This is a genomic window from Burkholderia sp. R-40 (assembly GCF_049942845.1).
GTDB lineage: Bacteria > Pseudomonadota > Gammaproteobacteria > Burkholderiales > Burkholderiaceae > Burkholderia > Burkholderia ambifaria.
In genome coordinates, this window is the sequence record NZ_CP187969.1 from 955453 (window position 1) to 968438 (window position 12986).

5 protein-coding genes and 1 pseudogene are annotated in these 12986 nt (G+C 65.5%); 3 read left to right on the forward strand and 3 right to left on the reverse strand.

The genetic code is table 11. From position 1 onward, the window contains the following. The first annotated feature begins 56 nt into the window (after positions 1-56). A complete protein-coding gene (locus tag ACP26O_RS33020) occupies positions 57-959 on the forward strand; it encodes a GNAT family N-acetyltransferase (RefSeq protein WP_175665706.1) in 903 nt (300 codons plus the stop codon). Between the two features lie 31 nt (positions 960-990). Here the strand turns inward: ACP26O_RS33020 and ACP26O_RS33025 are convergent, their stop codons facing one another. Beyond that, positions 991-3210, reverse strand: coding sequence for a LamG-like jellyroll fold domain-containing protein (locus tag ACP26O_RS33025; RefSeq protein ID WP_175665705.1), 2220 nt, complete (start codon positions 3208-3210; stop codon positions 991-993). A 714-nt stretch (positions 3211-3924) separates the two neighbouring features. Between ACP26O_RS33025 and ACP26O_RS33030 the strand changes: the two are divergent. Beyond that, positions 3925-6114, forward strand: a pseudogene (locus ACP26O_RS33030) (TonB-dependent siderophore receptor). Positions 6115-6138: 24 nt separating this feature from the next. Here the strand turns inward: ACP26O_RS33030 and ACP26O_RS33035 are convergent. Then, positions 6139-6954, reverse strand: a complete 816-nt coding sequence (locus tag ACP26O_RS33035; RefSeq protein WP_175665830.1) for a response regulator transcription factor — start codon at positions 6952-6954, stop codon at positions 6139-6141. Between the two features lie 906 nt (positions 6955-7860). On the opposite strand from ACP26O_RS33035, the gene ACP26O_RS33040 reads away from it, so the two are divergent. After that, entirely contained in the window at positions 7861-11475 is a 3615-nt protein-coding gene (locus ACP26O_RS33040) for a YadA-like family protein (protein WP_175665703.1), read from the forward strand. Positions 11476-11590: 115 nt separating this feature from the next. On the opposite strand, the gene ACP26O_RS33045 is transcribed toward ACP26O_RS33040, so the two are convergent. Beyond that, positions 11591-12964 (reverse strand): TolC family outer membrane protein, encoded by a 1374-nt coding sequence (locus tag ACP26O_RS33045; RefSeq protein WP_175665702.1) that lies wholly within the window; start codon positions 12962-12964, stop codon positions 11591-11593. Positions 12965-12986: the final 22 nt, after the last annotated feature.

Below are 12986 nucleotides of genomic sequence, written 5' to 3' on the forward strand. Positions count from 1 at the left end.
ATTATTCCTTCCTATAGTCGGGTTATGAAACTGCGCCATTTCGAAGGATGACTTTGATGAACGACGAACACGTGATGAACGCTTCCGGCGCCGCGACGGCGCTGCACTATCGACGATTTACCGCGGCCGACGTCCCCGCGGCCCACGCACTCTCCATGGCGCTTCGCTGGCCGTTCAGGGCGGAAGACTGGCAGTTTTCCGCGGACACCTCGATCGCGTTCGCGGCCGAGGAAAACGGGGTGGTCATCGGTACGGCGATGTGCTGGAAGTACGGTGCGGACCGTGCCGCGATCGGACACGTGATCGTGTCGTCCGAGCATCAGGGCCGAGGGATCGGCCGCGCGCTGATGGAGATCCTGCTCGACGAGCTGGAGCAGCGCATCGTGTTCCTGCATGCGACGCCAGCCGGCCAGCCGCTCTACGAAAAGCTCGGTTTCAACGTGTGCGGATCGCTGGATCAATTTCAAGGGAACGTGAGTCGGCCCGCAGCGGTGGCGCTGCCCGACGGCGCTCGACTGCGGGCTGGCACGCCTGCGGACCTGAGCCGCTTCGTCGAGCTGGACGCGCGTGCTTCCGGCCTCGAGCGCGACGCGCTGATGTCGGCGTTGATGAAGCGGGGCGAAAGCGTCGTGCTCGAGCAGGATGGCGAGATCGCCGGATTCTCAGTGCTGCGCCGCTTCGGTCGCGGTTACGTGGTCGGCCCAGTCGTCGCACCGCGTTCGAGCGACGACGCGCACGCGAAGGCGCTGATCAGTCACTGGCTGAGTGCACGCGAGAACGAATTCGTTCGCATCGACGTACCGTCGGGCACGAGCTTGCCCGACTGGCTCGACGCGCAGGGGTTGAAACGCGTCGATACCTGCTCGAAGATGGTTCGCAACGCGCCGGCCGACGCGCACCGCGGCGCGACCGATCCGGTCTATGTGCAGTACGGTTTGATCAGTCAGGCGATGTTGTAAGCGCCGGCCGCGCGGCCGGCGGCAGCGGGCATCACGCTCCCTGCGCGAGCGCCTTCACCTGTTCGGCCGACATCGCACCGCGATAGATGCGGAATTCGTCGATCAGGCCGTTGAAGAACGGATCGCCCGGATACTGCGAACGCCCGATCCAGTTCTGCGCGGTTTTCCCGATGCGCCACGGCGCGAAGATCACGTCATTCGCCGAGCCGATCGCATTGCCGTTCAGATAGAGCGTCGCGATGTCGGCCGCCAGCGTGACGGCGACGTGCGCCCATTGTCCTGCCGGCAGTGCCGCGTTGCCGTCGATCGTGCACTCGCCATGTCCGCCGTTGGTCGTGATCGCGAAGCGCATCGTGCCGCCGTGGCTCTTCGGCGTGACGAACAGATAGCGGCCGGTGCCCGAACCGAAATCGAAGAGGCGCGCCCACGTCTGGCCGCCGCGCCAGTTGACCCACGCCGCGATCGTGAAATCCGACACGTCCGCGACGATGTCGTTCGGCAACGCGACGTAGCCTGTCGAGCCGTCGAGCGCCACTGCATTGCCCGTTTTCCCGGCCCCGCGCGATGCGCCGCCGACGAGCGTGCCCGCATGAGCGTTGCCGCTCGCGTCCGCCGCACTCGTGCCGCTCGTCTCGTCGAACGTCAGCAGCGTATGCAGTTGCAGCGCCGTCGAGGCGGCCACTTCCGCCGAATTCGCGGATTCGCCCGATGCGGTGCGCGCGCTGATCGTGTAGTACCAGGTGCCCGCGGCCGGGTGGTCGGTATACGTCAACGGATCGACGATGCCGGTCGCGATGGTCGTATACGGACCGCCCGCGGTGGCGGCACGCTTCACGTCGTAGCTGGCCGCGTTCGCGATGCCCCACCACGACAGCACGACCTTCCCTGCGGCTGGCCACGCGGTCAGCCCGCTCGGTGCGGTTGCGGGCGCAACGGGATCGCGCGTGCAGGTCAGCGTGCCGTAGCCGAGCTGGTCGTAGCCGCCGCTCGTTTCGCCGTAGTTGCCGCCGCCGCCTTCGGGCTGGATTGCACGCGCGAACTTCTGAGACCACGGTGCGGCGAGTCCCTTGCGGTTCACGTAATGGTTGTAGACGAGCGCCCAGCACGGACGAATCACGCCTTGGCTGCCGGTCGAGAATTGCGCTTGCGTGACGTCGACGTTGGCGTAGCGCGCGTATGGCACCGTCGGAAACGTGCCGTCCGGCTGCACGAGATTCGCTTTTGCAACGTATTCGGCGCCCGCGAGGAAGCGGTTGTTGTCGTGGCCGTACAGGTCGATGCCCTGGTTCCACGCCATTTCGCAGATCGCGCCGGCGAGCGCGATGCCGAGCGTGTTGTGCCCCTGGTCGCGGCCCGATTCCTGCCATTGGCCCAGATGGCCGGGATGCAGGTAATAGACGGCCTGCGCGATCGCGCCGTTGCCGGCGCCGTCGATGAAATAGTTGACGGCTTCGTCGAACTTCGCGTGGTCGTCGCACAGCACGCCGATCGCCATGATCGACGCGATGTTGCACAGATCCCAGTTCGCCCAGTAGTGCGTGATGTCCGTGTTGTTGTGGCGATTCAGGAAGTCGGCGTTGACCGGGTAGAACTTGTCGGCCATCATCGCGCGGAACGCGGCGAAGTCGGCCGCGGCCCAGCCGGTATACGTGCGCATGATTTCGCCGGCGTTCGCGAATTCGTACCCGTAGAGGCCGGCGGCCAGGTCGACGTTCGAGTCGCCGGCGAGGTTCTGCAGCGTCGACGACCATTCGTTCATGATCTGCACGGCCTTGTCCGCATACGCTTTGTCGCCCGACACCTTCCAGCGCAGCGCGCACGCATAGGCGGCCGCGATGTCCCTGTACAGCACCGGATAGTTTTGCGCGCCGGTGCCGCCGCGCGTGACGACGGCCTGCGGGCGCGGCGACCACGTCAGCTGCGCATGGCTGTTCGCGATCAGCGTGTTCCAGCCTTCGCGCCACGGCGACGCGGCGGTCGCGACCTTCTGCGCGATCCGGTCGAAATCGGCTTGCGTGTGCAGCAGTCCTGGATGGACGAACGTCGTGCGGGTCGTGACGGCGGCCGTGCCCGTCGCCACGCGCGCGAGCGCACGGTTGCCGGCCGCCGCTGCCGCGGTCGTGACGCCGCGCACGTTCTCGCTTGCGCCGGAGCCGTTGCATGCCGACAGCGCGAGCGCACCGACGCTGTAAAGGAAGGTGCGCCGGGAAACGCGCGCGTTCGATTCAAGCAGGAGAGGGGTGTCGTGCATGTCGCGTGGGTTCCTTGACGAGTCTCACAGGAGGCAGGCGATGTCGTGCGGCGAAATCAGTTATCGCATGACGACGCGGATTGTAACGGAACGGAGGGTGCTGAGGACCACGAATTTGCGGCGCCGTGCCAAATTTTCAGATAGTAGATTGTCGCGCGGCGGTTGATTAACATGCTAAGAAAGCGGAAAAAAATGGCGATTGATACGTTTGCGAGATATGATCGTCGCCGGCATGCGGGCAGCAGACTTTTCAGGTGTGCAGAGCGATAGATTCCCACTATTTCATACGGTCGTCATACGACGGATCACGTGGGGCGGGTTTTTATGTCGCACTCGCGGTGCGCATGCCGCGGCAAGCCCAATGCCGGTGAAGCCACGAACGACAAGAATCGGAGATCGACACGATGACGAGCAGCGTCCCAGGTTTGAACGAACGGTCTGCGCCACACGCGGCGTGGTTCGTGTCGCGCTCGACGCTGGCTTGCGCGGGCGCGACGGCAATGCGGGCATGCGGTGAACGATATCGCGCTCGCAGGTTTTTTTTCTAAAGACCGCGCAACGTCGCGCCGATATCATTCAGGCGCTCAAAAACGACGCAATCGAACGACGCGCACCGACTCGTACGCGACAGGCCTGCACCGCCGGCCAGCCCCGCAACGAAGCACGACCGGGCGCGCGGCACCCGGGCAACAAGACGGAGACACTAGCTAAACGATGGGAACGGCAACAGGTTCGGTGCGACGCGCAATCGCGATCGCGGCCGGGGGAACGTTGTGCGCGGCCGCCGCGGGAGGCGCGCACGCGCAGGCATCGAGCGCGGCGGTAACGCCGCCGGCCGATGCGGCGGCGATGCTGCCGAAGATCGACGTGACAGGCGAGGCCGGCCGCGCATCGCTCGGGCTGGTCGGGTTGCGTACCGCCACCGCGACGAGGACCGACACGCCGGTCGCCGAGATCCCGCAGACGACCAACGTCGTCACAGCACAGCAGATCGAGATGACCGGCGCGACCGACCTGAACCAGGCACTGCGCTATGTGCCGGGTTTCGCGTCGTACGGCTCGGACAACCGTTCCGACTGGTATGCGGCGCTGCGTGGCTTCACGCCGACGGCCTACGTGAACGGCCTGCAGGTGCCGAACACGCTGAACCTGTCGAGCTGGCGCGTCGATCCTTATACGATCGATTCGATCGCCGTGCTGCGCGGGCCGACGTCGGTGCTGTACGGCGCGGGCGACCCGGGCGCGATCATCGACGTGCAGACGAAGACGGCCGACGGCGAGCGCGTGCGCGAAGCCGGCGTGCAGTTCGGCAACTATGCGCGCAAGCAGTTCATGATCGACATCGGCGACAAGCTCGATCCGGACGGCCGATATGCGTACCGCTTCGTCGGCGTCGCGCGCGACGGCAATGCGGTGACCGGCCCGAACAACGACCAGCGCGTCGCGCTCGCACCGACGTTCCGCTGGCGCCCCGACGCCGATACGTCGCTGACGCTGTCGGCCACGTATCTGCAGGATCACGGCGACATTTCGTCGAACTTCCTCCCGGCGTCGGGCACGGTCTTGCCGAATCGGAACGGGCGTCTGTCGCAGGACATCTACATGGGCGACCCGACGTTCAACGACTACCGGAAGAAACAATGGTCGCTCGGCTATGCGCTCGAGCGCAACCTGAACTCGATGTGGACGTTCCGGCAGAACGTGCGCTGGATGCACCTGTCGCTCGACAACGGTTCGGTGTTCGGCGCGGGCTTCGCGGACGGCAGCCTGACCGACATCAACCGCTTCGCCGGCTTGTTCCAGTTGAACTACAGCCGGCTCGACATCGACAACCGTGCGCAGGCACGCTTCGCCACCGGCCCGCTCGAGCACACGCTGCTGCTCGGCCTGCAGTTCGACCGGCAGACGACGACCAACAGCGTATGGCTCGCGCTCGCGCCGACGCTGAACATCTACAACCCGGTCTAACGCCGGTGACGTGTCGCGATCTTTTCCGGCCGCACGTCGCTCGGGCACGTCGATCAGTACACGGCGATGAATTCGCTCGGCGCGTATGCGCAGGACCAGATTCGCTGGAACCGCTGGACGCTGACGCTCGGCGGCCGCGAAGATCGCGTGAACGCGCGCTTCGACGACCGGGCGGCCCGCATCGGCACGCAGCAGGACGTCAGTGCGTTTTCAGGCCGCGTCGGGCTCACCTATCAGGGCGATGCGGGATGGTCGCCTTACGTGAGCTACTCGACGTCGTTCGATCCGGTGATCGGCGTGCGGATGTACGGCGGCGGCTTGCCGAAACCGACGCGCGGCAAGCAGACCGAAGCCGGGCTGCGCTGGCAGCCGGCCGGCCGGAACCTGATGCTCACCGCGGCCGTTTATCGGATCGACCAGACCAACGTCGTGACGCCGACGCCGACGAATCTCGACCCCACCGGCACGTCGTCCGTGCAGACCGGCAAGGTGCGTTCGCGCGGGATCGAACTGAGCGCGGTCGGCAACGTGACGCGCGAGCTGTCGATCGTCGCGTCGTACGTCTATCAGGACGTCAAGAACGTGCAGGCGAACGATGCATCGCTGAACAACTGGCCGGTGTCCGTGCCGCTGCCGCGGCAGATGGCGTCGCTGTGGACGGACTGGACCTGGCACACCGGCGCGCTGTCGGGCCTCGGGATCGGCGCCGGCGTGCGCTACCAGAGTGCGTCGGCCGGTGCGCCCGACAATTCGCTGACGGTGCCGAGCGCGACGCTGTACGATCTCGCGATGCACTACGAAGTGCGTCACTGGCGATTCGCGCTGAATGTCGCGAATGTGTTCGACCGCCGCTACGTCGGCGGCTGCCAGTCTTACGCAGTGTGCGTGTTTGGCAACGAGCGCACGGTGCTGGCCAGCGCGAAATACAACTGGTAGCCGTACCCGTCATGCCGGGCGAGACTACGCGTCGCGCTGCGGTTCCCGCGCGGCATCACGCCCGGCCGCATCGCGCTGTCGCCGCCATTCGGTCGGCGTGATGCCGAACCGTTCGCGGAACGCGGTGGCGAAATTCGCCGGCGTGGAAAAGCCGATCTCCTTCGCGATGCTCGCAATGCTGAGCGACGTCGTATCGAGCAGGTCCTGCGCGATGCGCAGGCGCTCGTGTCGCAGATATTCGAACACCGTCTGGCCCAGGTTGTCGCGAAACGCGCGCGACAGCCGCTTCTCGTGCGTGCCGACCGCGCGCGCGAGCTGCTCGACCGTCGGCGGATCGTTCAGCGTGCGCGAAAGATGCCGAATGGCCGCGCGCACGATGATGTCGTCGTCCTTGCCTGTGGCAAACGGATCGTGCACGGCGGGCGCATCCATCGGCAAGGGCCGTTTCGTCCGCGCGAGCTGCACGCGGATTCGCGCGACGACTTCGGCAGGTTCGAACGGCTTCACCACATAATCGACGCCGCCGATTTCGAGCCCTTCGACGCGCTCGTGCAAGTCGCCGGCCACCGTCAGGAAAATGACAGGGATCGCGCTCGTCAGCGGATCGGCCGCCAGCCGCCGGCACGCGGTGAAACCATCCATGCGCGGCATCCGGACATCCATCAGGATCAGGTCCGGCATCAGTGCCTGCGCGCGCTCGCACGCCTGCACGCCATCGAATGCGATGCTGATCCGGCATCCGGTGCTGCGCAGGATATCGATCAGCAAACGGAGCTGGTCGGGCTGATCGTCGACGATCAGGATATGGGCATGATTCAATGCGGTGGTCGATGGAGACATCGTGTACCTGTTCAGGAAAGGCTGCGGGCAGCGTTCCTGCGCGCGGTCGATTCCGGTTCGGGAAAATCGTCGGAAGCCGCGACATGGCTTCGCGAACACGCACGGTACGCTCGCATCGACAAACGGACTTCGCCGGACTGCACGGCAGGCAGTCAGTCGGCGCATTACTCGGCGTTGTTTCTTTTGATCGCTGAGCCGATAAAGGGGCGGAAGATTGCCGCTGCCGAAATCGATGCGAGCGGAATTGTAGGGGGATATCTCGATTCTCGCTAGAGTGCCTATCTCTATTATCGGGATGCGAGTCGGGACTAACATTCAATCCCTTGTCGATATTTTGCATTTTTTTGCGAGATTGCTTTTAATGGCGCGGCGCTCCAGCAAAGTATCCATCCTTCCGGGAAAACATTTTTATTAAGCGCGGCAATACGAAATCGTTTGCGAGTTCGGCGTTTTTAACATAAGCCATTGAAAACATTGAATTTTGCAATCTATGAAGAATGCCGCCTTCTCTAATCCCGGGGTCCGTCTCATAATTCGTCCGAACTTTGGGTGACGGATGGATTCGACTGGTTGGACCACCGGCATACCGCGGCAGGCATTGACGTGAACGAAAAGCCGTTCACGTGCAGCAGATGAAATAAAAGAAACGGGGTTGGTCGCGCCACGCGCGGCATTCAATTCGGAATGTCAATGACAGCAGGTTGACTCGCGAGAGTCGGCGGGACGCGCTCGTCCATGACGGTCATTTTGTATTCCTGATGGTTTTTATCGAATGAACGGAACGGGCCGTCGACCGAGCGGCGCGCCCGGGCAGCGTATCGCGCATTGAGTTCGAAGTTGAAGTCGAAGCTGTGAATAAAAGTAAGTAGTCCAAATCCAAACGAAAGACACGAAACGGAGCAAAAAATGCAGAGGAATCAGATTTCGGCGCTCGTCGCCGCCATGTTCGCAAGCGCAGGTGTGCTGGTCGCGGGGGCCGCACACGCGGACAACTTCGTCGATCGCGGCAACCCGGACAACGCGCTGAACGGGCAGTGCATCGACGGTACGAACCCGTTGTGTGTCGCGACGAAGAGCGGGACGTTCGTCGCGACGAGCAGCACGAACTTCACGTCTGGAACGAATGCGAAGGCCGGCTCCAGCGGCATCGCGATCGGCGACCAGTCGAACGCGGGTAGCCAGGGCGGCTCCGGCAGCGGCGGCGGCATTGCGATCGGCGTCGGCGCGCAGGCACTGGCGAACTCGGCCACGGCGATCGGCACGGTGGCCGTCGCGCAGGGCAATACGGCGCTCGCGGTGGGCCGTCAGTCCGCCGCGATCGGCGATTACTCGATGGCGCTCGGCAACGTCGCCGATGCGCACGGCACGAGTTCGATCGCACTCGGTCACTCGGCGCTGGCGAGCGGCGATCGCTCGATCGCGATCGGCGGCGCGAATCCGACGACGAGCGACGGCGTGTCGAACGGCGCATCCTACGATGCCGCGACGCAAACCCGTGCGGGCGGCACGCAATCCGTCGCGATCGGCGCCGGTGCACAAACGAACGACAACAACCAGGTCGCGATCGGCTCGGGCAGCGCCGGTGCGAACAACGGCGGCACGCCGGTATTCGGCGGCACGGCTGCACCGGTCGGCGGCGCCGTCTCGTTCGGTTCGCTCGGCCACGAGCGCCAGATCAAGAACGTCGCGGCGGGCGCGGCCGATACGGACGCCGTGAACGTCCAGCAGCTGAAGAACGTGAACAGCACGCTCAGCACCGGCATCGCCAATGTGGACGCACGCGTGACCTCCGTCGGCAATACGCTGTCGACGTCGATCGCGAACGTCGACCAGCGCGTGACCAACGTCGGCAACAGCCTCAGCACGAGCATCGTGACGGCGACGCAGAACGTCGTCAAATACACCGACGACTCGCACGCCGCGATCGCGCTCGACGGCAGCAACGGCACGACGATCGGCGGTGTCGCGGCCGGGGTCGCCGATACGGACGCGGTCAACGTCGGCCAGTTGAAGGGCAGCGTTGCACCGTTGCAGACCTCGCTGTCGACGGCCGCCGCGAACATCACGAACCTGCAGAACAACGTGACGGGCCTCAATGCATCGCTGAGCACGGCCGCGTCGAACATCGGCGGCCTGCAGGCAGCCGATGCGCGCAACGTGAAGTACGACGGCGCGAGCGGCTTCGACTCGGTCACGTTCGCCGGCCCGAACGGCACGACGCTGCACAATGTCGCGGACGGCAAGGATGCGCACGATGCCGTCAACGTCGGGCAACTGGGCAGCGGCCTCGCATCGCTCAGCACGAGCGTGACCAGCAGCGTGAGCACGACGATCGGCAACCTGAGCACGTCGATCACGAGCCAGATCGGCAACGCGACGAAGAACGCGGTGCAGTACGACGACGATGCGCATGGCGGCGTCACGCTCGGCGGCCAGGGCGCGCCGGCACCGGTCGGCCTGCACAACGTCGCGGACGGCGTGAGCGCGAACGACGCGGTGAACGTCGGCCAGCTCGGCAAGGCGACCGATACGCTGAACCAGTCGATCGCCAACGTCGGCAACAGCGTGACGAAGCTCGGCGACCAGGTGACGACGAACACCGGTAACATCGCCGCGCTGCAGCAGGATGCGCTGCAATGGAACCCGAGCCTCGGCACGTACGATGCGAGCCACGGCGGCAACAGCCCGCAACGCATCGGCAACCTCGCGGCCGGCCAGAACGGCACCGACGCGGTCAACGTCGACCAGCTGAACGCGGCGATTCACGACGGCACGAGCCAGCTCGATGCGCTCGCCGTGAAGTACGACGATGCGAGCAAGCGTCAGGTTTCGCTCGGCGCGGGCAACGGCGGGGTTCCGGTGCGCGTGACCAACGTCGCCGAAGGCAACGTGTCGGCCGGCAGCACGGACGCCGTGAACGGCGCGCAGTTGCGCCGCGCGATCGACGGCACGGCAGCCGCGCTCGGCGGTGGTGCGACGGCGAACACCGATGGCTCGATCACGGCGCCCGCGTACAAGATCGGCGGCGATTCGTTCAACAATGTCGGCGACGCGCTGACGAACCTCGATGGCCGTGTCGGCAGCAACACGACGACGCTCGCGAATCACGAGACGCGCATCGGCAATGCCGAAACGAACATCGCCGTCAATACGACCGCGATCGCCGGGCTGCAGAAGGATGCGCTGCAGTTCGACCCGACGCTCGGCGCATACAACGCCGCCCGCGGCGGCGCGCCGACGAAGCTGACCAGCATCGCCGACGGCAATGTCGCGGCCGGCAGCACGGACGCGGTGAACGGCGGGCAGTTGTACGGCGTGAAGTCCGATCTCGAGCAGCAGATCACGCAGGTGTCGAACCAGACGGGCGAGGCCGTGAAGAACGTCGTCAAGTACGACGTCGACGGCAACGGCAACCGGCTGAACTCGGTATCGCTGATCGGCGGCAACCCGAACGCGGCGGTCGTGCTGAAGAACGTCGCGGCCGGCACCGACGATACGGACGCGGTGAACGTGAAGCAGCTGAAGTCGGTGCAGTCGAACCTCGACCAGCTCGGCGCGCTCGCGGTGCAGTACGACGACAGCTCGAAGGGCTCGATCACGCTCGGCGGGGCGGGTGGCACGCGCATCACCAACGTGAAGGCCGGCACGCTCAGCGCGACCAGCACGGACGCGGTGAACGGCTCGCAGCTCTACGCGACGAACCAGCAGGTGTCGAAGAACACGACCGATATCGCGAACCTGCAGGACAACGTGACCAACATCGCGAACGGCAAGGCCGGGCTCGTGCAGCAGCAGGACCCGAAAGGCGCGATCACGGTCGGCAAGGACTCGGGCGGCAGCAGCGTGAACTTCTCCGGCACGGCGGGCGACCGCGTGCTGACCGGTGTCGCGGCCGGCGTGAACGCCAACGACGCGGTCAACATGGCCCAGTTCAACGACGCGCTGAAGACGGCGGCGGTCAACGACCAGATCCGTGCGGCGGCAACCGATGCGAACACGACGTGGATCGCGCGTGCCGATGCCGGTTCGATCGGCTCGACGGCGACGGCAACCGGCAAGAACGCGGTGGCGGTTGGCCAGGGCTCCGTTGCGGATCGCGACAATTCGTTCTCGGTCGGCGCGAAGGGCAACGAACGGCAGGTCACCAACGTCGCGGCCGGCACGGCGCCGACCGACGCGGTGAACGTGCAGCAGCTGAACGACAACCTCAATGCCGCGTCGACGCAGGCGAAGGGCTACACCGACCAGCGCATCGGGCAGGTGTACAACTCGTTCAACGACCTGAAGAAGGACATGTACGGCGGCGTGGCGTCGGCGATGGCGGTGGCCGGTTTGCCGCAGCCGACGGGGGCCGGGCGCTCGATGGTGTCGGCGGCGACGTCGAACTATCATGGGCAGCAAGGCTTCGCGGCAGGCTATTCGTACGTGACGGAAAGCAATCGCTGGGTCGTCAAGGCGTCGGTGACGGGCAATGCGCGCTCGGACTTCGGCGCGGTGGTGGGCGCAGGCTATCAGTTCTGATGCGGCGAGAAAGACGTTGAACGGCGGTAGTTTGGCATGCTGACGATGCCAGACACCGCAGGCAACGTCGATGACTGAAGGGCCCCGGGCGAGCGATCGCGACCCCGGGGCCTCGTCATTTGCCGGGATCGGATGCGCGACGGTCGAAGGCCACCGCCGGCTGCATGCCGCCGGCACCCCACGCCTGCGCCGGCCGCGCGACGTGAAGCGTATCGAGCAACTGCCCCATCCCCGCGAACACGCGGTACGCGCTCGCCACTTCCGCGTACTGGCCGCTGATGTAATCGATGCGCGCGCTGTAATACTCGTTCTCCGCGTTGAGCAGATCGAGCAGCGAACGTTGACCGATGCCGAACTGCAACAGGTACGCCTCGCGCGTCGACGCGCTGGAATCGACGTACTGCTTGAGCACGACCAACCGGTCGCGTGCGGTGACGTACGCGTTGTAGGCGTGCGATTCGCCTTCCGCGATCTCCAGGCGTGTGCGGTTGCGGTCTTCCTCGGCCTCACGGATCTGCGCATGCGCTTCGCCGATATGCGCCTTGTCGGCGCCGCCCTGAAACAGGTTGTAGCGCAACCGCAGCATCACGCGGCGGTCGTTCGTCGGACCGAGCACGCCGTCACGGTCGTGGCTCGCGCTCAGCTCCAGATCGATGCGCGGCCAGAGTGCCGCCTTCGCCGCGTCATAGTGCGCATTGGCCTGCGCGACGTCTGCCTCGGCGGCCGCGAGGGACGGGTGGTTCGCCAGCGCCGTATCCAGCGCGAATCGTTCCGTCGGCGGCAGCGTGGCTTCCGGCGCGACCGGCTTGACGAGCACGTTCGGCGGCGTACCCACCAGCCGCGCGTAGGCCACTTCGGCGTCTTTCAGGTTGCTTTGCTCTGATCGTAAGTTATCCTGCGCGAGCGCCAGCCGGCTTTCCGCCTGGTAAAGGTCGGCGCGCCGGCCGACGCCGCGGTCGCTGCGCAGCTTGATCTGATCGTGGATCCGGCGGTGGGACTCCACGTTGTCGGTGGCGGCGGCGACCGTTTCCTGGCGGCGCAGGACTTCCAGATACGCGCCCACCACGCGCAGCGCCACGTCCTCCGAGGTCGACGCGACGCGATTCGCGGACGAGTCGATGCGTGCCCGTTGCCGCGCCACTTCGCTCCTGACCGCGAAACCGTCGAACAGCATTTGCGACAACGTCACGCTGGCCGTCCGGTGCGTGAACGTCGTGCGGTTCAGGCCGAGCAGACGCGTTTCGACATCGTCGCGCTGCTCCTTGCCGATCGCCGCGTCGATATCCACGCGGGGCAGGTAGCCGGCTCGCGCCTGCTTCAGGCCTTGATCCGCCGCTTCCCTGTTGTATGTCGTGGCAAGGACTTCGGGGTTGGTCCGGATCGCCTGCTCGACCGCTTCCTGCAAGCTTTGCGCGGCGGCGGGCGCGGGGGTGCCCGCGAGCGCTGACGCGAATGCGAGCACGGCAAGCAGAGGGCAGTTCCTGTTCATCGACTGTTTCCTGTCGCCCGAC